Source organism: Methylobacterium pseudosasicola (assembly GCF_900114535.1).
Taxonomy (GTDB): domain Bacteria; phylum Pseudomonadota; class Alphaproteobacteria; order Rhizobiales; family Beijerinckiaceae; genus Methylobacterium; species Methylobacterium pseudosasicola.
The window spans coordinates 1-25212 of record NZ_FOTK01000048.1; the positions used below are offsets into that span (position 1 = coordinate 1).

A 25212-nucleotide genomic window follows, 5' to 3' on the forward strand; every position below is an offset into this window, starting at 1 on the left:
GGGATCCAAGCAGAACATCGTTCAGCAGAAGCGGTTGGACGAAGTATTTGATCTAATCGGCATCAGGCCCGATCCCAAAAAAGATCCAGCCATGCAGGGCATCTGTGATCTCAACGAAGCAGAAATAGCCAAGCACAGGAACGCCGTCGACCGCGATCTCATCAACATTGAGTACGGTCAAGTTGCGGCGCATTTCTATATCGCCCGGTATGGGACGCTACGTAGTGCTGCGCACGCGCTCGGGCACGCCAAAGCCGCCAAGCTTTTAGATCGTACGCTTGTCGAGACCCGCGCGATCGATCAGGCCTTCACACAGCTCTACGATCATCTACTGACACGCCGCACCTCGACCCGCTATCCGGACGAGACTGCGCTCTCCACCACGGCGTACATGCACCCCCGCCTTACGGTTGGGCTAGCGCTTGGCGGTATGTTGGTCGCGGTCGCGCTCTCGGAAGCCGGGCGATCCAAGCGACGCTGACGGGTGGACGCAGTGTGGCTCTTATGTGGGGCCTGCTGCCGTCTGCTTCAGGGGACGGGCGAATATATCTCGAATGGCCGGGTTGGGTCGAGGCTGTGTCAAAACTCGAACGCTATCGGCCCTCGTAGAAAAACGTTCTCTCGAAGCAGGGTGGCATCGGCCTGAGGGGCCTCTCAATGCCATCAGTCAGTTGCGCCAGAGATCCCTCCCGGCCGCTGCGGAGACATTTGTTCTACGGTTTCCCAGCACATCCGAGTTTTGACACAGCCTCGGTCGGTAGCAGGCCGGCCGCTTTTTCGGTCGGCCCTCTCCGAAGCGGTCATTCTGCTGTCGGCCAGCCTACGCCATGCCGGATCTCCGATGGGCGCAAAAGCGGTCGTTCCGCTTTGCGCCCATTTCGGTCATTCAGATGGCCCTGACGAAGTCCCGTAAGCGGACGCTATCAGCTGTGATCGGCCGTTCGCATCAGGAACGCCACGGAATCTCATAGCATTTTGAACTTACGTATTGTCTATTATGAGTTGGATTTTGTATCGATCATTAAGTCATCAATTTGATCGAAAGTAGATAGGATGTAGCTGCGACGAACAGGCGTTGTGGACCAGGACCACCGAACGCGCAGTTAGAAGGTGTGGCTGGCGTCGGGATGAAACCGAGGCGGACGCCGTCCGGGGCATAGATGTGTATCCCATCTCCCGCGGTGGTCCAGACCCAGCCACGCTCGTCGACTGCGAACCCATCCGGGTAACCATGGTCTGTCCGGCAGAACAGGCGCCGGTTCGATAGGGTGCCATCCGCGGCCACGTCGAACACCAGGATCTCGTGGGTGTCACGCTCATGACCACCGATGATCTCACCGAGCGAGCGTGCCGTGTCAGATACGTACAGCCTGCGCCCATCGGGGGAGAAAAACAGGCCGTTCGGCTGTTCGAAATCGGCCATACGGCGCAGCGACCCGTCGCGCGGGTCGAAGCGGTAGACGCTGCGGTGGTCGAGGTCCGGATCGACGATGCTGCCCTGGTTCGGCATCAGGATGCCGAAGATCGGATCGGTGAACCAGAGCGCGCCGTCCGCCGCCACGGTGACGTCGTTGGGCGAATTCAAGCGCTTGCCATCGTAGTGCGTGATGATCGGCTCGGGCCGACCGTCCCCGTCTGAGCGACTGATGCAGCGCCGTCCATGCTCGCAGTGGACCAGGTAGCCGTCCGCGCCGAGGGCATTGCCGTTCATGAACTGCGTGTTGTCGATGGCCACCTCGACCCGGCCGTCCGGATACCACGCCAGGAGGCGCCGGTTCGGCACGTCGGACCAGACGAGGCGATCCCGCGGCGTGTCCCAGACCGTGCCTTCGCCGTGTAGAGTGAAGGTGTAGAGCACATCCCATTCAGCATCAGGCGAGAGCACGGCGGCCAACCGGGGATCATGCACCTCGACGCAAGTGAAGCCGTCGATTTTGCCCGGTCGACCGGGCCGGCGGAGCATGCGCCCGGGTGAGAGGGTTCTGTCCTCAGACATCGGCTTGTCCTCGATCAGCGGAAGCGCCCGGGCTGGTTTACGGTGGGCTCGACGTCGAGGCCGGTGACGATCATCGTGCACGGCTCATCGCCGACCGTGCCGGAAAGATGGCCCTTTTTGCCGTCTCGCTCGCGGGTGTTCTGGTCCTCGCCCATCATCAGCTCGCCCGGACCCATCTCGACCCGCGTGCCATCCATGGTCTCGACGAACCAGCGTCCGGACAGGATCGCGATCCACTGCGGCTTCGGGTTCTCGTGCCACTGCCCGACCCAACCGACCGGCAGCACCGTGAAGGTCACCGCAGCCTTCGACGGCTCCTGCTTGGCGTTCCACTGCGGCGCCGTCTCGGGGTTCACACCCTCGAACTTGAACGCGGAGATCTCGAACCGTGCTTGGCGGCTCAAGCCGTCGGCATCGGTATAGACGTGCCAGTACGGCAGCGTCGGTGGCGTTCCCTGGTCGTGTTGATCAGACATGCTCACAGGTCCTTCAGCGATGGTCGAGGATTGGAGTGATGCTACTCGGTCCGTTCGAGAGAGGACGCGCCGCCACTTGCGAGACAGGCTCGTAGTTCCCGCCGATCAGCACGAGCAAGAGGCCGCCGACCAGACCGAAATTTTTGAAGAAGTCCCAGAGATGCGCCCGACCATCGCCGTTCTTCGACCAGAAACGTGGGAACCTCCAGAACTGGTGGTACAACAATGCCGTGATCACGCAGAACCCGGCGAGAACGAATGCCGCGGCACGGTCCCAGAGTCCGATCACGATCAGAGCCGGCGTGATCGCCTCCACGGCGATGCCGAGGATCAGTAGCAGCGCTGGAAACGGCAAGGGTCCGGATTTCGCCTGATCCATCGCCTCGCCCCAGTGGACGATCTTGTCGTAGGCGCTCAGGGGAAACATGCTGACGAGACAGATTTTGGCCAGGAGAGGGACTGCAATCAGGTCGAGCCAAGTCATGCTAAGGTCTTCGGGAAGGGCACAGGTCGCTCCAGCGCAAAATGTTTGACGGTACGATTGCGGTGCTCAACGTCACTTCGATCCAGGAGTTTCCCCGGTTTCGTATCGCACCGGGAGGTAGGTTGAGCTTCGTCAGCACGATCCCGTGAGCGCCCGATACGGAACACCTCTATCCGCACGATGTTGCGCGAGGACGGCTTTCTCAACACGCCGTAGCGCCGGATTGATCGATGCCTCAGGACCACTACGACGTCATCGTCATCGGGTCTGGGCCCGGCGGCGGTTCACTGACGGCACGGCTCGCCGATACGGGTAAGCGCATCCTGCTGTTGGAGCGTGGCGATTATCTTCCGCGCTCGCAGGACAACTGGTCGGCCAAGACCGTTTTCGTGGACGGGGCCTACCAGGCGCGTGAGACGTGGTACGGCGGTGATGGACGGTCATTCAGCCCAGCGTTGCATTATTACGTCGGAGGCAACTCCAAGGTCTACGGTGCCGCCTTGTTCCGCCTGCGCGAGCGAGACTTCGGCGAGGTTCGACACGTGGATGGGATCTCGCCGGCTTGGCCTGTCTCCTACGCCGAGTTCGAGCCGTATTACGCACAGGCGGAGCGACTGTTTGCCGTCCATGGCACACGCGGTGAGGATCCGACCGAGCCGTGGTCGAGTGGACCCTATGATCATCCGGCCGTCAGCCACGAACCGCGCATTCAGAAGCTCTCGGAAGATTGGGCGGGGGAAGGCCTGCAGCCGTTTCACCTGCCGCTCGGGATTAAGCTCGACGAACGTGGGGGAAAGCCGACACCGACCAGCATCTGCATCCGCTGCGACGCCTTCGACGGCTTTCCATGCTTGCTGAACGGCAAGGCCGATGCCCAGGTGATGACCGTCGACCCGACGTTGGCCAAGCACGACAACGTCACGCTGCTGGTCAACGCCTACGTCTCGCGGCTGGAAACCGATCCAGCCGGCCGCACCGTCACCGGGGTCTGTGTGACCCGGGAGGGCCGGGAAGAGCGCTACAGCGCCGACATCGTCGTCGTCGCCTGCGGCGCACTCTCTTCCGCCCTGTTGCTCCTGCGTTCGGCCAATGCCACGCATCCGAACGGCCTCGCCAACGGTTCCGATCAGGTCGGGCGCAACTACATGCGCCATAACATGTCGGTATTGATGGCCTTGTCGAAGGAGGCGAACGACACCGTTTTCCAGAAGACGCTCGCGGTCTCGGATTTCTACTTCGCGTCGAAGGACTGGGAATACCCGATGGGCCTGATCCAGATGTGCGCCAAGACGCATCCGGACCAGATCCGCGGCGAGGAGTTCCCCAAATGGACCGGCTTCCTGCCGAACGCCCCGTTCGATATGGTCGCGCGCCACTCCATGGACTTCTGGCTGCAGAGCGAAGATCTGCCACATCCCGACAACCGGGTGATGCTCGATCGCGATGGCCGAGTAATCCTCGACCTCGAGGAAAACAATCGCGAGGCGCACGATCGCCTGCGAAGCAAGCTCTCCGATTTGCTGCGGCCCGGGGGCGCCTACACCTACCTGTTCGAGCGCTCACTTTATCTCGGTAAGAATATCCCACTGAGTGGGACTGCCCACCAGGCCGGAACGCTCCGGTTCGGCACCGATCCCAAGAATTCGGTGCTCGATTTAAACTGCAAGGCGCACGAGCTCGATAATCTCTACGTCACGGATGCGAGCTTTTTCCCGTCGATCGGGGCGGTCAATCCGACGTTGACGATCATTGCTAACGCACTTCGGGTCGCCGACCACATCAAGGGGCGACTCGCCGAGTAGACTCGTTATTCTACGATGTGCGAGCCGAAAGACGAGTCAGGGCGAGACACGCAGTACCTGCTGCGCCGAGGAGATTAGCTTTGAGCAAACCTATCGAGAGCTATGCCCTGATCGGCGATGGCGAGACCGCTGCCCTCGTCGCGCGGGATGGCTCGATCGATTGGCTCTGCTGGCCGGATTTCTCCGACGACGCGTGCTTTTGTGCGCTTCTCGGAACCGATAGAAACGGCCGCTGGTCGATCGCACCTCGGGCGCCGATCAACGACACCGCACGTCGGTATCGCGGCGACACGATGATCCTCGAGACCGAGATGAGGACCGCCGACGGAACGGTTCGGATCACCGACTTCATGCCCATCCGCGAGACGATATCGGCCGTGGTCCGCATCGTCGAGGGATTGTCCGGCACCGTCGAGGTGGACTGGGAGGTGTGTCCTCGCTTCGATTACGGTGCGCTGGCGCCGTGGTGGGAGACGCATGATGGCGGTGCCGTGGCTGTGGCCGGCCGACATCGTCTAACCCTGCATACGAGCGTGCCTGTCAGTGTATCGGACGGCGGAGCGAGGGGGACGTTCTCGCTGCGCGAGGGCGAACGCCATACGTTCGTTCTCACCCGCACGGCGTCCTGGTGCGGCGACGCAAAGCGCCTCGACGCCGACGCCGCCCTCAAAGCGACACAGGTACATTGGGAAGGCTGGATTTCGGGGTTCGATGCCGCGCGCACCCGTTGGCCCGGCGTGGTCAAGCGGTCGTTGTTGACGCTGAAAGCCCTGACGCACGCGCGCTCGGGTGGATTGATCGCCGCACCGACCACGAGTCTGCCGGAGGTGCCGGCCGGTGGCATGAACTGGGATTACCGTTATTCTTGGCTGCGGGACTCCACGTTCACGCTCGGTGCCTTCCTCAATGCCGGCTTCAAAACCGAGGCGACGGCGTGGCGCGATTGGCTCTTGCGTGCCATCGCCGATGAGCCGGACGCGCTCCGGATTATGTATCGCGTCGATGGGTCCAGGCACCTGTCCGAATGGACCGTGGACGCGCTGCCGGGCTACCGGGAGGCGCGCCCCGTGCGCATCGGTAACGCCGCGTCCACCCAGAAGCAGCTCGATGTCTACGGCGAGGTTTTGGACACCTTGGCCCTGGCGAGACGCGTCGGCATCGCGGCGACGGACCATCAGCGTATCGTCGAGCGGCGGCTCGTCGAACACCTAGCTCGGATATGGCAGGATCGTGGCGCCGGGATCTGGGAATCACGCGGGGCTCCGAAGCAGTACACCTATTCCAAGGCGATGTGCTGGGTTGGCTTCGACCGGGCGCTACGGCACTGCGATATGTCTCAGGATTTGCATGCGATCCTCACGGCGAGCCGTGACAGAGTGCACGCCGAAGCCTGCCGCGAGGGATGGAACGCTGGCCTCGGCAGCTTTACGCAGAGCTACGGCAGCCCGGAGCTCGACGCGAGTCTCCTGCTGCTGCCGCTCGTCGGCTTCCTGGGGGTCGAGGAGCCGCGCATGGCGGCGACGATCGAGCGGATCAGGACGGACCTCGACCAGGACGGTCTGATCCGGCGCATGCGTGCGAAGGGGGACGCCAGCGACGAAGGGGCGTTCCTGCCGTGCTCGCTGTGGATGGCCGATTGCCTGCGCCTCCAGGGGCGCAATGAATTGGCCGAGTCCTATCTCGAACGGGTACTCGGCTTGGCCAACGACGTCGGTCTTCTCTCGGAGGAGTACGACGTACCTAGCCAATGTCTCGCCGGGAACTTTCCCCAGGCCCTGACACATCTCGGCGTCGTGAACACGGCGTTGGGTCTCTGCGGACCGGTCGTCGATCGCGGCGGGGGCTGAGCGTGCCATCGCATCCATCACGATCCCGTGGACCGGTGAACGCGATCCAGTCGCGCGTCTTGCCGGAGAGAGGCTGAGAACACGCCGAGCGGGCGTCGGTCGCCATCACCGAGGAGATGAATGGCATGCCTGACGTGGTTCGCCATGCTGGCCCACCGGATCCGGTCGCGCACGTCGATGGACCGCGGGCGCTCGATCCCTGCTTTGCCGAGGTCGTGGCGCACGACGCGCGGCTCATGTCCCTGTACGATCAGGCAACCTTCAGCGAGGGCCCGGTCTGGTGGCCGGCTCGGCGGATGCTGATCTGGTCCGATGTCGAGGGGCGCCGCGTCCTCGGCTGGCGCGAGGACGGCTGCGTCGAGGTCGTCGTCGATGCGACGCCGTTCATTAATGGCCACACGATCGACCGCGACGGTGCGCTGATCCATTGCGAGCACGGCACTCGGCGCCTGTCTCGGACGCTACCGGACGGGCGTTACCAGATCGTCGTCGACACATACCAAGGCAAACGCTTCAACTCGCCCGACGACGTCGTCTGCGCCGACGACGGTGCGCTGTGGTTTACCGATCCCGCTTACGGCCTCGTCCTGCCAAAGCAAGGCGCACTCGCCGAACCCGAACTCGATCATCGCAGCGTCTATCGCTTCGATCCGAATACCGGGACGGCGGCACGCATGGCGGACCTCGAACAGCCCAACGGTCTCGCCTTCGCTCCCGGCGGACGAACGCTCTATGTCACCGACACCTCTCGTTCCCTCGGCGGCGATCGGCACACGATCTTCGCATTCGAAGTCACCGGGGAGTCAGTGCTTGCGAACCGACGCGTCTTCGCCGAGGTCGAACCCGGTATTCCCGATGGCGTGCGGACCGACAGTCGCGGTTGGATCTGGACGAGTTCTCAGGCCGGGGTTCAGGTGTTCTCCGCGGAGGGATACCAGCTCGGGCTGATCCCAACGCCGCAGGTGTGCTCCAACCTGTGCTTCTCTGCTGGCGAGCGAAGGCTCTTTATCACCTCGAAGCAGCACCTCTACGCCATCGACCTCGCGCATGGGGCAGGCTGACGTCACTTCACGGGATCGTTAGATCGCGGGCAATTGAACTAGGAACCGTGCATCGTGTGGCCGGTTAGTCGGGAACGATAGCCCACCTCGACCCGGTATCTCGCATCCCACCGACATGATTTGTTTATGCGAGGCTGTTGCTGCGCATCTTTCAAGGATTCGAAATGGCCGACACCGTCGCCGACTTCTTCTGGAAGCGCCTCGCCGAATGGGGCGTGAAGACTATCTTCGGCTACCCGGGCGACGGCATCAACGGCCTGCTCGGCGCCATGCAGCGCAATGACCTGCCCTTCGAGTTCATCCAGGTCCGCCACGAGGAGATGGCCGCGTTCATGGCTGCGGCCTATGCCAAGTTCACCGGCGAGGTCGGCGTGTGCATGGCCACCTCCGGCCCCGGCGCGACGCACCTGCTCACCGGGATGTACGACGCGCACATGGACCACGTGCCGCTGCTCGCCATCTGCGGCCAGCAGGCGCGCAACGTCAACGGCGCGCACTACCAGCAGGAGTTCGACCTCACGAGCGTGTTCAAGGACGTCGCCGCCTACGTGCAGCAGGCGTCCTCGCCCGCGCAGGTCCGTCACATCGTCGACCGTGCCATGCGCATCGCCAAGGCCGAACGAAAGGTTTCGGCGATCATCCTACCCAACGACCTGCAGGACGTCCCCTACGAGGCGCCGGTGCGCAAGCACGGCAACACCTTCTCCGGCGTCGGCTACACCGCCCCGAAGGTCGTGCCCTTCGACGCCGACCTGCGCAGAGCCGCCGACGTGCTGAACGCAGGCAAGAAGGTAGCGATCCTGGTCGGCGCCGGCGCGCTCCACGCTACCGACGAGGTCATCGCCGTCGCCAACAAGCTTCAGGCCGGCGTCGCCAAGGCGCTGCTCGGCAAGGCCGCGCTCCCCGATGACCTACCCTTCGTCACCGGCACCATCGGCCTACTCGGCTCAAAGCCCTCGTCGGACATGATGGAGGATTGCGACACCCTGCTGATGATCGGTTCCGGCTTTCCCTGGGCCGAATTCCTGCCGAAGGAGGGGCAGGCCCGGGGCGTACAGATCGACATCTCACCGGAGATGCTATCGCTGCGCTATCCCATGGAAGTACCGCTCTGCGGTGAGTCCGCCGAGACCCTGCGGGCGCTGTTGCCACTCCTCGACCAGAAGAAGGAGGGTGGCTCCTGGCGCACCGGCATCGAGAAGGGGATGGTCTCCTGGTGGAAGGAGGCGGAGGATCGGGCGATGGCCAAGGCCAACCCGGTCAACCCGCAGCGCGTGACCTGGGAACTCTCGCCGCGCATGCCCGAGCGGGCGATCATCACCTCGGACTCCGGATCCTGCGCCAACTGGTACGCCCGCGACCTGAAGATGCGCCGCGGCCAGATGTGCTCGCTGTCTGGCGGCCTCGCCTCGATGGGTGCGGCGGTGCCCTACGCCATCGCAGCCAAGGTCGCCCATCCTGACCGGCCGGTGATCGCGCTGGTCGGCGACGGCGCCATGCAGATGAACAACATGGCCGAGCTGATCACCGTTTCGAAGTACATGCACCGCTGGTCGAACAAGACCTGGATCTGCTGCGTATTCAACAACGAGGATCTGAACCAGGTCACCTGGGAACAGCGGGTGATGGAGGGCAACCCGAAGTTCGAGGCGAGCCAGACCATTCCGAACGTGCCCTACCACAAGTTTGCCGAGCTGATCGGCCTGAAGGGTATCTACGTCGACGATCCGCAGAAGATGGGCGCGGCCTGGGACGAGGCGTTGGCGAGCCCGGTGCCGGTGGTGCTGGAGGTCAAGACCGATCCCGAGGTGCCGCCGCTGCCGCCGTTCTTCACCTTCCAGCAGGTGCAGAACTTCATGTCGATGCTCGGCAAGGGAGATCCGAAGGAGCGCCATCTCCTCGTCGACACCGCCCGGCAGGTGCTCAGCGCCGTCCTTCCCGGCGACAAGAAATAGGATGAAGGGGGCGACTGCCCCTTCCGCAAAACCCATGGCAAACCAAGTGACCATCACGGCGGTGCGGGCACGCTCCTTCACCGTCCCCACCGACGCGCCGGAAGCCGACGGCACCTTCGCGTGGGAGAAGACGACGATCGTCGTCGTCCATATCGAGGCCGCCGGTCAGATTGGCCTCGGCTACAGCTACACCGACGCGAGCGTCGCAGGCCTGATCGGCGAGACGCTGGCGTCGGTACTGGAGGGAGGTAATGTCTTCGACATCCCTCGGCTCAATGCAGCCCTGTGGGGTGCCGTGCGCAACCTCGGTCGGAGCGGTCTCGCCGCCAGCGCCATCTCGGCCCTCGACACGGCCTTGTGGGACCTGAAGGCACGCCTCCTCGACCTGCCTCTGGCGCGGCTGTTCGGTCTCGCCCGCGACACGGTCGAGATCTACGGCAGCGGCGGTTTCACCTCGTACGACGACCGGCAACTGAGCGCGCAGCTCGCGGGATGGGTCGAGCGGGAAGGCTGTCGGGCGGTCAAGATGAAAATCGGTAGTGAGCCGGAGCGCGGTCCCTCCCGGATGGCGATTGCGAAGCATGCCATCGGTGAGGCCGCGCTGTTCATCGACGCCAACGGCGCCTTCACCCCGAAACGGGCCTGCGCGTTCGCGCAAGCCGCCGCGGCGTTCGACGTGGCGTGGTTCGAGGAACCCGTGACGAGCGACGATCCCGCCGGCCTCGCGATGGTCCGTTCGCGTGCTCCGGTCGGCATGGAGATCGCGGCCGGGGAATACGTCTACACACCGGATGACATGCGTGGCCTACTCGCGGCCGGCGCTGTCGATGTGGCGCAGGCGGATGTGACCCGCTGCGGCGGATATTCCGGCTTCCGCACCATCGCCGCGCTGTGCGAGGCGGCCCACGTCGATCTGTCCGGTCACTGCGCCCCGGCGCTCCACCTGCCCGTCGCGGTCGCGGCTCCCCGCTTCCGCCACCTCGAATGGTTCCACGATCACGTCCGCATCGAGCGGATGTTGTTCGACGGCGCCCCCGTGGCACGTGACGGTCTCATCGCCCCGGATCTCTCGCGGCCGGGCAACGGACTGACGTTCAAGCACCAGGATGCACAAGCCTATGCCGTCTGAGGCGGGACCAAACGACGCCCGTGAGGGCAGGCTTCCCGACGTGAGACCGCGCACGGCGCCCGTGCGGTTCGAGGCGGAGATCCACCCGGTCGTGGCGCTGGCCCTCGTCGCGGTCGGGGCCGGTGTGCTGACCTGGTTCGCGGCTGGTCGTTCGAAACGCCTTGGCCCGCCACCGCACGGGGGGCGTCAGGTCCGGACGGAAGGTGAGCGCCGCTACCGCGAGCGTGGGACGGAGGTCACCGCGAGCGCGGCGCAGCGTCTGAACCACGCCTCCTCGATGCTCGCGGCCTCCGTGCTGTTCGACTCTGGCCTGGAGCATTACCGCGGGCAGTTCTTCAACCGGGCGATGTACACGCCGATCATCGCCTCCACCGTAACGCTGGCCTCGTCCCTGCACGGGGCCGGCGACACTGATCCGGGTCGCTCGCATGTGCGCCATGCCGTGCAGGCGATGGCCGGCGTCACCGGCCTCGTCGGGTTCGGCTTCCACGCCTGGAACGTCGGCAAGCGCGAGGGCGGCTATTCCTGGCAGAACCTGTTCTACGGCGCGCCGATCGGTGCCCCCATGGCGTTGACGCTCGCCGGTATCCTCGGCGTCGCAGCCGAACGGGTGCGCGACGCCGACCCGGACGCACCCGAACTCGCCGGCTGGCCGGCAGGGCGTACTCTCGCGGTGGCGACCGCCGGGATGCTCGTCGGCACGACGCTGGAAGCCGGCCTGCTCCACTTCCGCGGCGCTTTCCAGAATCCGGCGATGTTCGTGCCCGTGACCCTGCCGCCGCTCGCCGCCGCGATCCTGGCAGGCGCTGCCGTGGCGGAGCCCGGCCGGACGCACGGAGCGGCGAAGGCGGGGATGTGGGCGGTCTCCGCAATGGGTGTGCTCGGCGTCGGGTTCCACGCCTACGGCGTCCAGCGGATGATGGGCGGTTGGGGCAACTGGCGCCAGAACATGATCGACGGGCCGCCCCTGCCAGCACCGCCCTCGTTCTCCGGCCTCGCGCTCGGGGGCCTCGCCGCCCTGGAACTGCTGGAACATCGGCGACGCTGAACGGCGCCGTCAGTTCAACCCACGCTCAGGATCGAAGACATTGCACCCGAGACGCGACCTGTATCCGGGCTACGACGTGCTGGACAAGCGCGACAGCCCCTCCTGGAACGCCAAGACGCGGGACGTGCTCGCGGAGCGTCTCGGCATCGGCCCGGAGACACATCGCTTCCTCGACGATGCGGATTGGACGACGCTGAAGGCCGTCTGCGACCGCGTCGTACCCCAGCCTGCGGACCGTGCCGATCCGATCCCGGTAGCGGCGCTGATCGACCACAAGCTCGCCACCGGCGAGCACGACGGCTATCGCCATGCAGATCTTCCGGACCAGGGCGAGGCCTGGAGACGGGGCCTCGCGGCCCTCGACGCCGAGGCCCGCGCCGCCTATGGCGCCGGTTTCCACGAACTCGGCGTCTGGGCGCGCGACGAATTGCTCAAGGCCGCCGAGGCCGGCACGCTCGCGCACCCGGCCTGGGGGGACATGCCGCCGGCCAAGTTCTTTTCCGGGCGCGTCCTGGCCGATGCAGTCAAGGCCTACTACGCCCACCCCACCGCCTGGAGCGAGATTGGCTTCGGCGGACCCGCGAGCCCGCGCGGCTACGTCCGTATGGATTTTGACCGCCGCGATCCGTGGGAAGCCGCTGAGGCTGAGCCCGGACGTGAGGCCGAGGCCTTCATCGAGAACCGGCGCATCGGTCGCTGAGGACGGGTCAGATCATGCGACTTTCCGGAACCGGCAACGCCGCCGACAACCCGCGTAGCGGCACGCCGGGCGATGACCCGATGCACGCCCCCCGCGCCCGTGACGGCCGTGCGCCCAACGTGATGCGGATGGGTGAGTGGGTGCCGATGCGCCAGCACGCCGACGCGGAGGAGGTAGACTTCGTCATCGTCGGCACAGGCGCGGGCGGCGGGACGCTGGCCGCGCGCTTGGCCGAGCACGGCTTCTCCGTCGTGGCGATGGATGCGGGGCCGTACTGGCGCCCGCTGGAGGACTTCGCCTCGGACGAGCGCCATCAGTCAAAACTCTACTGGACGGACGAGCGCATCGTCGACGGCGACAACCCGTTGCAGATGGGCTCAAACAACTCCGGCAAGGCGGTGGGCGGCTCGACGGTCCACTACGCCATGGTCGCGCTGCGCTTTCGGCCGGAATGGTTCAAGTCGCGTACGCTGCTCGGTTACGGTGCGGACTGGCCGCTCGATTGGCGCGAGATGTGGTCGTACTACGATCAGGTCGAGGACGACCTGAAGATCTCGGGCCCTGTCACCTATCCCTGGGGGCCAAAGCGCCCGCGCTACCGCTATCGGGCGCACGAGTTGAACGCAGCGGCCAAGGTGCTCGCCCGCGGCGCCGAGGCGATGGGCATCGACTGGACTCCGACGCCGCTCGCCACGGTCTCGGCCCCGCGCGGCGACAGCCCGCCTTGCGTCTACCGCGGCTTCTGCGTCGTCGGCTGCTCCACAAACGCCAAGCAGAGCGTGCTCGTGACCTACCTGCCGCGCGCCCTCGCCGCGGGCGCCGAGATCCGTGACCTCGCCATGGTCGGGCGCATCGAGACGAAGGACGGGCGCGCCACCGGCGTCCACTACTTCCGCGAGGGCCGCTGGCGGTTCCAGCGGGCGAAGAACGTCGTGGTGGCGGGCTACGCCATCGAGACGCCACGCCTGCTGCTGATGTCGGCCAACCGGGAGTTCCCGGACGGGCTCGCCAACTCCTCGGGGCTGGTCGGCAAGAATCTGATGGTCCAGGGCAATCAGGCGGTCTGGGGCGATTTCGAGGAGGAGATCCGCAGCTACAAGGGTCCGCCCTCGCTCGCGGTGACCGAGCACTGGAACTACGAGGACCGGGGCAAGGATTTCCACGGCGGCTACTGCTACATGAGCCAGGGGCCGCTACCGACCCAGTGGGGCAGTACCCAGGCCGGATCCCACGGCTTGTGGGGCGAGGCGCTCGTCTCCGAGATGCAGCGCTACAACCACGTCGCCGGGCTCAAGATCGTCTCGGAATACCTCGCGCAGGAACGCAACCGGGTCACCCTGACCGACGAGACCGACCAGTACGGGCTGCCGATCCCGCGTATCACCTATTCCTGGTGCGACAACGACCGGGCCATGAACCGCCACGGGCTGAACTTCATGGGACAGGCGCTCGCGGCGGCGGGCGGGCGCAACGTCTGGGAACAGGGCGACGACACCAACCATCTCTACGGCACCGCCCGCATGGGCAGCGATCCGAAGACCTCGGTGGTGAACGGCGACTGCCGGTCCTGGGACATCCCGAACCTCTGGGTCTGCGACGGCTCGGTTTTCCCCACGACGGGCGGCGTGAACCCGTCGCTGACGATCCAGGCGATTGCGCTACGCACCGCCGACCGCATCAAGGCGATGGCCCGGAGTGGATACCATCGCTATGTCTGAGGCGACCATCGCTAAGCTGTGCCCCGTCGGAGGAGGTCGCCGGGCCCAGGCGCTCCTTCGCCTCGCATCGTTTTTTACCGTGACCGCGGTGTTGCCGCTCGGCGGTTGCGGCGTCCTCGATCACGGGATGCTCGGCGCGGCAGGCCCGGTCGCCGATCAGACGCGCAGCTTGTTCCTGATCGTCTGCATGATCCTGATCTTCGTCGTCGGGCCGGTTTTGGTACTGACCCCGATCTTCGCCTGGCACTACCGCTTGTCCAACACGAAGAGCGCGTACCGCCCGCAATGGGGCTTCAACTGGCCGCTCGAAGGGCTGATCTGGATCCCGCCGGTGATCATCGTAGTGGTCCTCGCCATGTTTCTATGGCGAGACACGCACCGACTCGACCCGTACAGACCGCTCGCCTCGTCGTATCCACCGATCGAGGTGCAGGTGGTCGCCCTCGATTGGAAGTGGCTGTTCATCTACCCCGATGACGGCGTGGCAAGCGTCAACAAGCTCGTCATTCCCGCTGGACGCCCGGTCCACCTCCGCCTGACCAGCGCCACCGTGATGCAGTCGTTCTTCATCCCACAACTCGCCGGTCAGATCTACGCGATGGCCGGCATGACCACACAGCAGAACCTGGCTGCAGACGCGCCCGGCACATACCGCGGCGAGAACATGCAGTTCAACGGCATGGGGTTTCAGAACCAGAAATTTTCCGTCGTGTCCGAGACCACCGACGATTATCGAGCGTGGCTCGCCCAGGCCAGGGCGAGCGGTAAGACTCTCGACATGGCCGCGTTCCAGACCCTGTCGGCGCGCTCGGTCCAGGCTGTGCCGAGTCAGTTCGGCACGATCGCCCCGAACTTATTCCAGTCGATCGTCGCCTTGAGTGATCCCGGCATGCACGCCGCCCATGGACCGGAACACCGATGACCGACGCCGCGATCCAGTACGCGCTCTTCGGACGGCTCGACGCGAAGGCCTTTCCTTTCGTCCGCGCCTGGGAGAACCCGAACCTCAGCGAGATCATCGGTGCCGCCGCCGGTGCGATGGTGGTGATCGGCGCCGTCGCGCTCGTGACGCTGCTGACTTGGAAGCGGTGGTGGCGACCACTGTTCCTCGATTGGCTGACCAGCCTCGATCACAAGAAAATCGGTATCATGTACATCGTGGTCGCCGGGGTCATGCTCAGCCGCGCACTGATCGAGGCGGTGCTGATGCGCACCCAGCAATCGCTCGCCGTCAACGCGCCCGGCATCGTCGCGCCCGAGCATTTCGCCCAGCTGTTCAGCACGCACGGCACCATCATGATCTTCTTCATGGCGATGCCGTTCCTGACCGGTCTGATCAACTACGTCGTACCGCTGCAGATCGGGGCTCGGGACGTAGCCTTCCCGCTGCTCAACTCGATCAGTCTGATGCTGACGGCCGGCGGCGCCGGCCTGGTGATGATCTCTCTAGCGGTCGGGGAATTCTCCACCGGAGGCTGGTCTGGCTATCCCCCATACACGGAGACCGCGTTCCAACCCGGTGTCGGCCCGGATTACTGGATCTGGGCGATTACCCTGTCCTCCCTGGGCACGACTCTCTCCGGGCTGAACTTCGCCGCGACGATCTACAAGAAGCGGTGCCCGGGGATGCATCTCACGCGCATGCCGCTGTTCTGCTGGACCGCGCTCTGCACCTCGATCCTGATGATCTTCGCGATGCCGCCGCTGACGCTCGCGACCGCCCTTCTCGCCCTCGATCGTTATCTTGGTTTCCACTTCTTCACGAACGATCTCGGCGGCAATATGATGAACTACGTCAACCTCTTCTGGTTGTTCGGCCATCCGGAGGTCTACATCCTCATCCTACCCGCGTTCGGGGTCTATTCTGAGGTAATTTCTGCGTTCTCATCCAAAGAGCTCTACGGCTACAAGTCGCTCGTCATCGCCACGATGGCCATCGGCGTACTGTCGTTCACGGTTTGGCTGCACCACTTCTTCACCATGGGCCAGAGCGCCAACGTCAACGCCTTCTTCGGGGTCGCGACCATGACAATCGCCGTACCGACCGGGGTCAAGGTCTACGACTGGATCTGGACGATGTTTCGTGGCGAGCTCCGCTTCACGCCACCGATGCTGTTTTCCGTCGCCTTCATCATGACCTTCGTGCTCGGCGGCATAACCGGCGTGATGCTCGCGATACCGCCGATCGATTTCGTCGTGCACAACACCGTGTTCCTCGTGGCCCACTTCCACAACGTACTGATCCCCGGCCTGCTCTACGGGATGATCGCCGGATACCAGTACTGGTTTCCGAAGGCGTTCGGGTTCCGGCTCTCGGAAGGTTGGGGCAAGGTCTCGTTCGTGTGCTGGGTGGTGGGCTTCTATCTCGCATTCATGCCGCTCTACGTGCTCGGGCTCGGCGGCATGGCGCGGCGCTCCCAGGCCCTCTTCGACCCGGACTACCGGCCATGGCTTCTGGTCGCGGTGATCGGCGCTTTCATCCTGCTCGCCGCTCTGGCGACGCTGTTCGTGCAGCTTTGGGTCAGCGTACGTGACCGCGAACACAACCGCGTGCCCGTTGGCGACCCGTGGGACGCGCGCGGTCTCGAATGGTCGATCCCCGCGCCACCGCCGGAGTACAATTTCGCCACCATTCCTCGGGTCTACCACCTCGATGCCTTCTACTGGCACAAGGCGCGCGGAGACGCGTACAAGCTCGCCGACGCCTACGACGATATCGAGATCCCAAAGAACAGCTGGATCGGGCCGATCGTCGGTGTCGCTGGGGCGGTCTGCGCCTTCGGCTTGGTCTGGCACATCTGGTGGATGACGAGCCTCGGGTTCGCAGCCGTCTGGTTTGCGGTGATCGCGCGCAGTTTCGTGCGCGACACCTACCGTACGATCCCGGCGGCCGAGGTCGAAGCGAGCGAGCGGCGTTGGCTCGCCCTGGCAGCCAGGACGCGACCAGTGCCGCGTCAGCTCGAGGAGAGCTCGGCCAATCTCGGCCTCGCGGAACCCTTCCCGCCGGAGGTGGCGGCGTGAGTGGCCCGCAGCTGAAGCATATCGGGCTGAACCTTCGCAGCTCGGACGAACTCGAACCCGGCGAGGCCGAGATTGGCCTTTACGGGTTCTGGATCTTCCTGATGAGCGACGGCGTGTTGTTCGCGCTGCTGTTCGCGATCTACGGCACGCAGCTCGCCGCCACCGCTGGCGCACCCGGACCTCAGGCGGAGTTCAAGCTCGGCAGCGCGTTCGTCGAGACGTTGATCCTCCTGACGAGCAGCTTGACCTTCGGGCTCTCGGCGATCGCGATGAAGTACGATCGGACGCGAGCCGGCCTCATCGTCTGGCTGTGTGTCACCCTGGTCCTCGGCCTGACCTTCCTCGGCTTCGAGGTCAGCGACTTCGCGACGATGTTCCGCGACGGCGCCACGCCGGATCGCAGCGGCTTCCTCTCGGCGTTCTTCGCGCTCGTCCCCACGCACGGACTCCACGTCACAGCGGGTTGCATTTGGATCGTGGTGATGCTCGCTCAGATCGCGGTCTACGGGACGGACGCACGGGTCAAACTCGACCTGCTCAAGCTCGGCCTGTTCTGGCACTTCCTCGACATCATCTGGATCGCGATTTTTTCGGTCGTCTACCTGCAGGGTAAGCTCGGATGACGACACGGGGCCAGTACAAGGGTGTCATTCTGCTCAAGGCCATCGCTGCAGCGGCCCTGTTCGGCGTCGCGAGAGCGTCGACCGGCGCAGCCAAGCGGGAGCCGGAACATGGAGCCGGAGCTTGCACGGGAGATGACGAACGCCATTCTAAGCGCAGCGATTTGGTCACCTACGGCGTCGGCTACGTCCTGGCGCTGCTGTTGACCGGGGCTGCGTTCGCCGTCGTGACGTGGGGTTGGGTTACGGGAGCGACCGCCCTCACGATCGTCTTCGGCCTGGCGTTGATCCAAGCGGTCGTGCACTTCCGGTGTTTCCTGCACATCGACTTGCGGCGATCACACCACGACGACCTGCAGCTGATCTTGTTCTCCACCCTGATCGTCTGCCTGATGGTGGGTGGCACCCTCGTCGTGCTGCTCAACCTGCGCATGCGGATGATGTAGCCGATCCAGGTACCACCCGATCGATCTATCGAAGCCGGCGGTGCGTCTCCGAGGTTCTCGCGATCGATAGGGCGCCGAGGAACGCCACCCCGAGCGCGGTAGCGATGCCGAGCTTCAGCCAGCGAGGGTCGGCGGCCGGCACCGTGGTGAGCGATCGATCGTCGAAGCGGCCGTGCGCACCTGGATCGGTATCAACCGGATCGTACAGGTTGTCCGGCCGCCCTTCGAGCGCCGCCTGGCTGGTCATCTCGCCGCGATAACCGTGTCGCGCGAGATATCCGTCGATCCATCCGGGGATGATCATGTTGCCGATGATCGCCTTCCAGGTCGGAAAGCCGATCCAGAGCTCGCGAGGCGCAGTGTGCGCGGCGCTGTAGACGTGGCGTGCGATCGCCTCGGGCTGGTAGATCGGCGGCACCGGCTCCAAACGCCGCGGCATACGCGTGCGCGCCCAGTCGAATTGTGGCGTGTTCACCGCCGGGAGCTGCACCATCGTCAACCTCACGCGGCTGCCGTCATGCAGCAGCTCGCTGCGCAGGCTGTCAAGGAAGCCGCGCACGGCCGCCTTGGCCGCGCAGTAACTCGATTGCAGAGGAATCGAGCGGTACGCCAGGGCCGAGCCGATGCAGACGATGGTGCCGGCATCGCGGCTCTGCATGTGCTTGAGAGCGGCGAGCGTGCCGTGGACCTGTCCAAGATAGGTCACCTCGGTCGCGCGTTTGTACTCGTCCGGCGAGGTCTGCTGCACGGGGGCGTAGATCGTCACCATGGCGACGTTGATCCAAACGTCGATGCCGCCGAACTCCTTTACGGTCTCGTCGGCCGCCCGCATGACGGCATCGGCGTCCGCGACATCGACCTGGTGAGCTTGCGCTCGGCCGCCAGCCCGCTCGATGTCCCGGACCGTACCTTTCAGCCCGGCCTCCCCGCGTGCCAAGACGGAAACGTTCCAGCGGTGCCGAGCGAACTCATGAGCGATCGCCCGTCCCACGCCGGCGCTAGCGCCGGTCACGACCACGGTGGGACGTCCATTATCTGTGCTCTTTTGGGTCATCGATCACTCATCAGAACTGGCTTGGACATTTTCCTATCCATGGGAGACCAACGCCTCAGGTCATCTCGCGTTCGCATTCCACCAGCGCTGTTGCGTGCCTTCTTCATAGACGAGGTTCGTCTCAATTGAAGTCGTTGCTTGGGGGCGGGCCTTGACCCTGACCCAGCAAACTGGTCCGCGCTGAGCGCAAGTTTTTCGGGCATCCTGAACCCTGAAGGAAGGTGGATGCCATGCCCCGCAAACGCTTCACGAACGAGCAGATCGCCTTCGCCCTGCGACAGGCGGAGAACGGCGCGACGGTGGACGAGGTCTGCCGGAAGATGGGCGTGTCCGAGCCGACCTTTTATCGCTGGAAGAAGCAGTTCGTCGGCATGGGCGTGCCGGAGATTCGGCGGCTCAAGCAGCTGGAGGACGAGAACAGCAAGCTTAAGCGGCTGGTCGCCGACCTGACGCTGGACCGCTCCATGCTGCAGGATGTGCTCAAGCGAAAGTGGTGAGGCCCGCCGCTCGCCGCGAGGTCGCCGGTCACCTGCAGGTGGCCTACGGCATCAGCGAGCGTCGGGCCTGCCAGGCCACCGGTTTCGGCCGATCGTCCCAGCGTTACAGGAAGCGCTCCGACCCGCAGGTGGCACTGCGGATGCGGCTGAAGGAGCTCGCTGCCGCACGGGTGCGCTACGGCTACCAACGGCTGCATATCCTGTTGCGGCGGGAAGGCTGGGAGGTGAACCACAAGCGAACCTACCGGATCTACCGGGACGAGGGACTGTCGATCCGGCCCAAGCTGCCCAAGCGCAAACGGGCCTGGCGCTACCGGCAAGGGCGGCCGGCGATCGGAGGTCCAAACGAGGTCTGGGCCATGGACTTCATGTCCGACCGCATCTTCGACGGACGTCCGTTCCGGATCCTGACGGTCGTCGATTGCCACACGCGAGAGGCGCTCTCACTCACACCGAGAGCCAACTTCCGCGCCTACCAAGTGACCGAGGCCCTGGACGCCTTGGTCCGCCTGCGGGGGCGGCCCAAGAACCTGCGGGTGGACAATGGACCGGAGTTTGCCGGGCGCATGCTCGACCAGTGGGCGTACCTGAACGGGGTCGAGATCGACTTCTCACGACCGGGCAAGCCGACCGACAACGCCTACATCGAGTTGTTCAACGGCCGCCTACGGGCAGAGTGCTTGAACGCTTCGTGGTTCCTGTCGCTGGCCGATGCCCGCGAGCGCATCGAGGACTGGAGGTGCCACTACAACGAAGATCGACCCCATACGGCCCTGGGCGGCTTGACGCCCCGAGCCTTCGCCAACCAAGCTGTTACAGCCCGAGAACTTGCATAGGCCGTGGACCACAAACAGGGTCAACTCCAGCCTACCGCGCACTAACTTCACCCTTGGATCACCCTGTGGGGGCCGATCAGCAGAGGACACTCCCTTTCCTAGGCCGGTGGCGCGGTTCGAGGTGAGCAGGTCTGCTTTCACTACCGACCTTCTCCGAAGCGGCAATTCCGCTCACGGCCAAGTTCGGTCGTTAAGAGGGGAGCAGACCGTTGGTTGGAAGACCTGCCGAGATTCCAAATGGGGTCGAGAGTGGCTGCAATGGCTCATGGCGATGCCGGTGAGCATGCGTTGCTGACACAAGGCGCGAAGGTCGTGTTTCTACGCAACCGAATCCGTTGGGGCCGCTGATTGGACCGATCGCACTCAGCAGCCTGCCCCTAGGCGGCGATCGAGGAAGTCCAGCCGATCCTGGCCCCAGAAGATGTCCCCGCCCACAGCATACGTCGGCACACCGAACACCCCACGGTCGATGGCAACTCTGGTTTCCTGCGAGCGTAGCACCGCCCAACGCTCGTCATCCGCGTCTTCTAAGATCGATGATCCATCCAAGCCGACATCGCTGATGAGCCGGCCGATCGTATCTCTGTCACCCGTATCGGCTTGCTCTTCCCAGAGCGCCTTCAGAACACGGTGCGCCAAGTCGACGGCTGGCTGATCGCCGATCATCTCGCGCACCGCAAGGACGCAATGGGCGGCGGTCGTCTCGTTGGCCGGGAAATGCTTCGGCTCAAGGTCGATCGGAATGGCCAAGGCGTCGCGCCAGCGCGCGAGTTCCTGAATGCGGTAGGCTTGCCGCTGGGGCGAGCGCTTGGGCAGCGGCAGGCCGCCCGATGCCGAGAAGACTGACCCGACATCTATGGGATGAATGCGAACCGTTGCACCGTGTCGTGAGGTCACCTCCATCAGTCGGGCGGCTCCTAGATGCGTCCAGGGTGAATTCAGCGAGACGTAGTAGTCCACTTGCCCGCTCATCGGCTCTCCCATCGACAGCCCGCGGCCATCGCTGACTGGCGCCGTGATTCTTACACCCCTCGCCAAAGTCTGTCTCGACCACGGCGAGAGAGTAGCTACCCGTTCAGTAGCGATCGTTCGCACGCCGATGACCCTAGGATGGACCGATCCGCTCGACCAAACCTGCGAATGACAGGCCTCGCCACCTTCGTTATTGACCCGTCATCGCAAAGCAATCTCGAAGCCGCGCTTGACGCCCGGACGGGTCATCAGCGCTTCGTACCAGCGCCGGACGTGGGGGTAGTCGGCGAGGTCTATCCGATGGCGTTCGTGCCGCCATGCCCAACCCACGATCGCGAAATCCGCAACGGACAGCGCGCCGGCCACGAACTCGACCACCTGCAACCGCCGGTTCAGCACGCCGTAGAGCCGCCGCGTCTCGGCCTGGTAGCGCTCCAACCCGTAGGCGCGATCCGCCTCCGCCACACCGAGGAAGTGATGGACTTGCCCCGGCATCGGCCCGAAGCCGCCCATCTGCCACATCAACCATTCCAGCACTGCCACGCGTTGCCGGCGGTCGACGGGCAAAAACAGTCCGGTTTTCTCGCCGAGATAGAGCAAGATCGCACCCGACTCGAACACTGAGATTGGCGCGCCGTCCGGCCCATCCGGGTCGACGATCGCGGGGATGCGGTTGTTGGGGCTGATCGCGAGAAATGAAGGATCGAACTGCTGGCGGTTAGTGATGTCGACGGTCCGCACCCGATAGGGCAGACCCATCTCCTCCAAGGCAACGCTGATCTTGCGTCCGTTTGGCGTGTCCCACGTGTGAAGCTCGATCATGGTCGCTGATTCCTCGCCGTCGGCCTAATGTTTATGGTCCCCAGCAGTGCACGGGATTTGTCCGCGTCGTCCAGCGCCACGAATGTGACCACCTCGATCGCCTAATTTGGGTCGTCCTGGCTTCAGTCCGGCACGTTTAAACCCTGTAGGTATGTCGAGCGTCTTTATCCCGCCAACGGAGCGACGGAGATGTTAGTCTGACCTGGATCGGAAGGGTGTGTCTGCTTTTCAGGCGAGTCGTCTCGAAAGCGGACTGGCGCCTTTCGGCCAAACTACGTCACGTCGGATCGCCAGGACGCGCAGAACCGGAAATTCGGCTTTGCGCCCAATCCGGACACCAAGGGGGCCGCTGCGGCATCTCGAAAGCGGACGCAACTTCTCAGGTCCTGTCGCGCGCGATGACGCGTATGGGCGTCTCCGACGTGAGGCAGCAGGGGGCCACGCTCAGTCGTAACGGCATCGGAGCGGGCACGGCGTCAGCGCCAAAGCGCATCCTCGCAAGACCACCCGAGGTGACCGGAACTGTCCCAATCACGGGCGGTTGCCCAATCTTACGACCAGTTGATCCCGAGGTGTATCGTGCGTGTTCGCGAGCCCGTCTCACGCCGTCATCTGATCCAGTCCGGCGCTGTCGCTGCCATGAGTACCTTGATCGGGATCAGAGGAGCCGCAGGCTTGGAGACGACATCCGACAGGCCAACTGACGCTCCTTCAGGGCGTCGAACGAAAACCCTCAATCAGGACTACTTCAAGGGCATGTACGCGACCGAAGCGGATCCGTGGCGCTTCGCCACGAGCCCGTACGAGCGCGACAAGTACGCCGCGACGCTGGCTGCCCTGCCGCGCGCCCATTACGCATCCGCACTGGATGTCGGCTGCTCGATCGGCGTGTTCACGCACCAACTCTGTCCCCGCTGCGACACGCTGATCGGCCTCGACGTGGTACCGTCCGTTCTGGAGGCGGCCCGCGCGCGATGCGCCGATTGCCCGAATGCGCACTTCATGCTGGCGGCCGTCCCTGGCGCTTGGCCGGACGGGCGGTTCGATCTCATCGTGATCTCGGAGGTGGCGTACTATCTCGACCGTGCCGATCTTGCGCGTCTGGTCGCACGTGTCGAAGGCGCATTGTCACCCGGAGCCGATATCGTTCTGGTCCACTGGCTCGGCGTGACCCACTATCCCCTCTCCGGCGACGAGGCGGCCGAAGGCTTTATCGCAGGGGCGCGAGACTTTGCGACGGTCGTGAAGCAGTCGAGGACGGCCGAGTATCGGCTCGACGTGCTGCGCGCCGGCAAATCCAACGCCGGCTAGAGTTCGGCGATCACAGTGCGGGCGCATGGCCGTCAGGCTCGGCGCCGTCTTTGCACCGTCGCGAGCGCGTACAGGACGAGGCCGGCCAGCATCAAGAGCAGACCCGCCAGGGACTGGAAGGGTCTCACCGCCACGAGATAGCCCATCATGAACAGGGTCACCGCGAGGAAGACCAGCGGCGTGAACGGATAGCCCCAGGTCTGGCACGGTCGCGGCAGGTCGGGCCGGGTGATCCGGAGCTTGATCAGGCCGAGCACGGTCAGGAAGGAGCAGGCGATCAGGCCGAACTGGACGAACGCGAGCACCGCCTCGAAGCTCTGCGTCAGGAGGAGGAGGCTGGCGACGCCGCATTGAAGCAGGGTTGCGGCGGTCGGTACGCCGTTGCGCGTGCGGCGCGCGAACATCCGCAGGGGCGCCATGTCCTCGCCCATCGCCACCGTCACGCGGGGACCGATCCACATCATCGCGCTGATCGTCGGAATCAGGCCGGCGCAGATCAAGAGACCGACGAGGCGGCCACCCGCCTCGCCGAAGACGTGACGCCCGGCGATCAGGGCGACCTCGACTTGGCCGGCGAGTTCCGTCAGCGGCGTCGTGTAGAGAAACACCGCGTTCAGCGCGACGTAGAGCACCACCACGCAACCCGTCCCGGCCAGCAAGGCCCGCGGCAGGCTGCGCTGCGGATCGCGGAGCTCGCCAACAATGTAGGTCGCGGCGTTCCAGCCCGAATACGCGTACATCACGAAGACCAGGCTGACCGCGAAGCCGCCGCTGGCGATCTGCGTGACGTCGTGCACGCGGGGGACGAAGCCGATGGGTTGGCCACCGCCCCGGGTGAAGCCCACCCCGATGAACACGACGATCAGAGCGAGCTTCAGCACCGTGAAGCCGACCTGAAACACGCTGCTGTGACTCAGGCCGCGCAGGTGAACGGCCGTGACGATCCCGATCACCGCCAGACCGAGCAGAAGCGCGGGTGCGCCGGGCAGGACCGCCTCGGCGTACTGCCCGAACGCCATGGCGGCGAGCGCCACCGGGGCGGCGAACCCGACGGTGGCCGAGAGCCAGCCCGCCATGAACCCGACCGCCGGACCGTACATGTGCGAGAGGAACGTGTACTCGCCGCCGGAGCGGGGAAACATCGTGGCGAGTTCGGCGTAGCAGAGCGCTCCACAGAGCGCGACAACGCCACCGACAACCCACAGCAGCACCAGGGCGAAGCCGGACGGGACATCCCTGGCCTGGAAGCCCAGGCTGGTGAAGACGCCGACGCCGATCATGTCGGCCACCACGATGGCCGTTGCCGTCAGCGTCGAGACCGCCGGCAAGCTTCGGGTGGCCATGAGTCGATCAACCATTACTGCCACCTGCCGGGATCCGTGGCGCTCACGAGAAGCCGCGTGAGCGCCAGCCAGTG

Annotated in this window: 22 protein-coding genes; 15 read left to right on the top strand and 7 right to left on the bottom strand. The window is 64.8% G+C overall.

Annotated elements, in window-relative coordinates; all coding sequences use genetic code 11:
- Positions 1-481 (top strand): YciE/YciF ferroxidase family protein (locus BM228_RS28560; protein ID WP_139234238.1); only part of this gene is annotated, 481 nt, incomplete at its 5' end.
- Between the two features lie 540 nt (positions 482-1021).
- Here the strand turns inward: BM228_RS28560 and BM228_RS28565 are convergent.
- The 3 genes from BM228_RS28565 to BM228_RS28575 are packed head-to-tail and all read right to left on the bottom strand — an operon-like array spanning position 1022 to position 2956.
- On the bottom strand, positions 1022-1996 hold the full coding sequence (locus BM228_RS28565) for an SMP-30/gluconolactonase/LRE family protein (RefSeq protein ID WP_092045995.1): 975 nt from the start codon (positions 1994-1996) through the stop codon (positions 1022-1024).
- A gap of 14 nt (positions 1997-2010) precedes the next feature.
- Complete coding sequence (locus BM228_RS28570; RefSeq protein ID WP_092045997.1) at positions 2011-2472, bottom strand: cupin domain-containing protein; 462 nt, start codon at positions 2470-2472, stop codon at positions 2011-2013.
- Between the two features lie 13 nt (positions 2473-2485).
- Positions 2486-2956 (bottom strand): DoxX family protein, encoded by a 471-nt coding sequence (locus tag BM228_RS28575; protein WP_244537356.1) that lies wholly within the window; start codon positions 2954-2956, stop codon positions 2486-2488.
- 230 nt (positions 2957-3186) lie between these two features.
- Here BM228_RS28575 and BM228_RS28580 point away from each other — a divergent pair, with 230 nt between their 5' ends.
- From BM228_RS28580 to BM228_RS28635, 12 genes are all read left to right on the top strand, one after another.
- Complete coding sequence (locus tag BM228_RS28580; RefSeq protein ID WP_092045999.1) at positions 3187-4758, top strand: GMC oxidoreductase; 1572 nt, start codon at positions 3187-3189, stop codon at positions 4756-4758.
- Between the two features lie 80 nt (positions 4759-4838).
- Positions 4839-6605 (top strand): glycoside hydrolase family 15 protein, encoded by a 1767-nt coding sequence (locus BM228_RS28585; RefSeq protein ID WP_092046001.1) that lies wholly within the window; start codon positions 4839-4841, stop codon positions 6603-6605.
- A gap of 125 nt (positions 6606-6730) precedes the next feature.
- Positions 6731-7666, top strand: a complete 936-nt coding sequence (locus BM228_RS28590; protein WP_092046003.1) for an SMP-30/gluconolactonase/LRE family protein — start codon at positions 6731-6733, stop codon at positions 7664-7666.
- A gap of 164 nt (positions 7667-7830) precedes the next feature.
- On the top strand, positions 7831-9621 hold the full coding sequence (locus BM228_RS28595; protein WP_092046005.1) for a thiamine pyrophosphate-requiring protein: 1791 nt from the start codon (positions 7831-7833) through the stop codon (positions 9619-9621).
- A gap of 34 nt (positions 9622-9655) precedes the next feature.
- Complete coding sequence (locus BM228_RS28600; protein ID WP_092046007.1) at positions 9656-10750, top strand: enolase C-terminal domain-like protein; 1095 nt, start codon at positions 9656-9658, stop codon at positions 10748-10750.
- Between the two features lie 40 nt (positions 10751-10790).
- The gene (locus BM228_RS28605) at positions 10791-11798 is read left to right on the top strand and encodes a hypothetical protein (protein WP_208612116.1); all 1008 of its coding nucleotides are present in this window, start codon (positions 10791-10793) and stop codon (positions 11796-11798) included.
- A gap of 40 nt (positions 11799-11838) precedes the next feature.
- On the top strand, positions 11839-12498 hold the full coding sequence (locus BM228_RS28610; RefSeq protein ID WP_092046009.1) for a gluconate 2-dehydrogenase subunit 3 family protein: 660 nt from the start codon (positions 11839-11841) through the stop codon (positions 12496-12498).
- 14 nt (positions 12499-12512) lie between these two features.
- Positions 12513-14216 carry a GMC family oxidoreductase gene (locus BM228_RS28615; protein ID WP_092046011.1) on the top strand — a complete coding sequence of 568 codons (1704 nt, stop codon included), beginning with the start codon at positions 12513-12515 and terminating at the stop codon, positions 14214-14216.
- Positions 14152-15138: a COX aromatic rich motif-containing protein gene (locus BM228_RS28620; protein WP_244537358.1), complete on the top strand. Its 987-nt coding sequence runs from the start codon at positions 14152-14154 to the stop codon at positions 15136-15138. The genes BM228_RS28615 and BM228_RS28620 overlap by 65 nt, the downstream gene beginning before the upstream one ends.
- Complete coding sequence (locus BM228_RS28625; protein WP_092046015.1) at positions 15135-17237, top strand: cbb3-type cytochrome c oxidase subunit I; 2103 nt, start codon at positions 15135-15137, stop codon at positions 17235-17237. The genes BM228_RS28620 and BM228_RS28625 overlap by 4 nt, the downstream gene beginning before the upstream one ends.
- Positions 17234-17860, top strand: coding sequence for a cytochrome c oxidase subunit 3 (locus tag BM228_RS28630; protein WP_092046017.1), 627 nt, complete (start codon positions 17234-17236; stop codon positions 17858-17860). The genes BM228_RS28625 and BM228_RS28630 overlap by 4 nt, the downstream gene beginning before the upstream one ends.
- The gene (locus tag BM228_RS28635) at positions 17857-18303 is read left to right on the top strand and encodes a cytochrome o ubiquinol oxidase subunit IV (RefSeq protein ID WP_092046018.1); all 447 of its coding nucleotides are present in this window, start codon (positions 17857-17859) and stop codon (positions 18301-18303) included. Before BM228_RS28630 ends, BM228_RS28635 begins: the two co-directional genes overlap by 4 nt.
- 25 nt (positions 18304-18328) lie before the next feature.
- Here the strand turns inward: BM228_RS28635 and BM228_RS28640 are convergent, their stop codons facing one another.
- Positions 18329-19357 carry an SDR family oxidoreductase gene (locus BM228_RS28640; RefSeq protein ID WP_092046019.1) on the bottom strand — a complete coding sequence of 343 codons (1029 nt, stop codon included), beginning with the start codon at positions 19355-19357 and terminating at the stop codon, positions 18329-18331.
- Positions 19358-19587: 230 nt separating this feature from the next.
- Between BM228_RS28640 and BM228_RS28645 the strand changes: the two genes are divergently transcribed.
- A protein-coding gene (locus BM228_RS28645) for an IS3 family transposase (protein ID WP_092046020.1) occupies positions 19588-20690 on the top strand; the annotation gives its coding sequence in 2 pieces (ribosomal slippage) (positions 19588-19849 and positions 19849-20690; 1104 coding nt in all).
- Between the two features lie 363 nt (positions 20691-21053).
- Here BM228_RS28645 and BM228_RS28650 read toward each other — a convergent pair.
- Both BM228_RS28650 and BM228_RS28655 read right to left on the bottom strand, forming a co-directional pair.
- Positions 21054-21650 (bottom strand): 2-hydroxychromene-2-carboxylate isomerase, encoded by a 597-nt coding sequence (locus tag BM228_RS28650; protein WP_167367854.1) that lies wholly within the window; start codon positions 21648-21650, stop codon positions 21054-21056.
- 213 nt (positions 21651-21863) lie between these two features.
- Positions 21864-22484, bottom strand: coding sequence for a glutathione S-transferase N-terminal domain-containing protein (locus tag BM228_RS28655; RefSeq protein WP_092046023.1), 621 nt, complete (start codon positions 22482-22484; stop codon positions 21864-21866).
- Between the two features lie 756 nt (positions 22485-23240).
- On the opposite strand from BM228_RS28655, the gene BM228_RS28660 reads away from it, so the two are divergent.
- Complete coding sequence (locus tag BM228_RS28660; protein ID WP_244537360.1) at positions 23241-23795, top strand: class I SAM-dependent DNA methyltransferase; 555 nt, start codon at positions 23241-23243, stop codon at positions 23793-23795.
- A gap of 32 nt (positions 23796-23827) precedes the next feature.
- Here BM228_RS28660 and BM228_RS28665 read toward each other — a convergent pair whose 3' ends face one another.
- Entirely contained in the window at positions 23828-25138 is a 1311-nt protein-coding gene (locus BM228_RS28665) for an APC family permease (protein WP_244537359.1), read from the bottom strand.
- Positions 25139-25212 lie beyond the last annotated feature (74 nt).

What these genes read in the sequence shown, in the direction of transcription:
- BM228_RS28590 (WP_092046003.1), top strand. Translation starts at nt 6,731, where the DNA reads ATGCCTGACGTGGTTCGCCATGCTGGCCCACCGGATCCGGTCGCGCAC.
- BM228_RS28580 (WP_092045999.1), top strand. Translation starts at nt 3,187, where the DNA reads ATGCCTCAGGACCACTACGACGTCATCGTCATCGGGTCTGGGCCCGGC.
- BM228_RS28600 (WP_092046007.1), top strand. Translation starts at nt 9,656, where the DNA reads ATGGCAAACCAAGTGACCATCACGGCGGTGCGGGCACGCTCCTTCACC.
- BM228_RS28640 (WP_092046019.1), bottom strand. Translation starts at nt 19,357, where the DNA reads ATGACCCAAAAGAGCACAGATAATGGACGTCCCACCGTGGTCGTGACC.
- BM228_RS28575 (WP_244537356.1), bottom strand. Translation starts at nt 2,956, where the DNA reads ATGACTTGGCTCGACCTGATTGCAGTCCCTCTCCTGGCCAAAATCTGT.
- BM228_RS28595 (WP_092046005.1), top strand. Translation starts at nt 7,831, where the DNA reads ATGGCCGACACCGTCGCCGACTTCTTCTGGAAGCGCCTCGCCGAATGG.
- BM228_RS28615 (WP_092046011.1), top strand. Translation starts at nt 12,513, where the DNA reads ATGCGACTTTCCGGAACCGGCAACGCCGCCGACAACCCGCGTAGCGGC.
- BM228_RS28660 (WP_244537360.1), top strand. Translation starts at nt 23,241, where the DNA reads ATGTACGCGACCGAAGCGGATCCGTGGCGCTTCGCCACGAGCCCGTAC.
- BM228_RS28655 (WP_092046023.1), bottom strand. Translation starts at nt 22,484, where the DNA reads ATGATCGAGCTTCACACGTGGGACACGCCAAACGGACGCAAGATCAGC.
- BM228_RS28570 (WP_092045997.1), bottom strand. Translation starts at nt 2,472, where the DNA reads ATGTCTGATCAACACGACCAGGGAACGCCACCGACGCTGCCGTACTGG.
- BM228_RS28565 (WP_092045995.1), bottom strand. Translation starts at nt 1,996, where the DNA reads ATGTCTGAGGACAGAACCCTCTCACCCGGGCGCATGCTCCGCCGGCCC.
- BM228_RS28635 (WP_092046018.1), top strand. Translation starts at nt 17,857, where the DNA reads ATGACGACACGGGGCCAGTACAAGGGTGTCATTCTGCTCAAGGCCATC.
- BM228_RS28625 (WP_092046015.1), top strand. Translation starts at nt 15,135, where the DNA reads ATGACCGACGCCGCGATCCAGTACGCGCTCTTCGGACGGCTCGACGCG.
- BM228_RS28665 (WP_244537359.1), bottom strand. Translation starts at nt 25,138, where the DNA reads ATGGCCACCCGAAGCTTGCCGGCGGTCTCGACGCTGACGGCAACGGCC.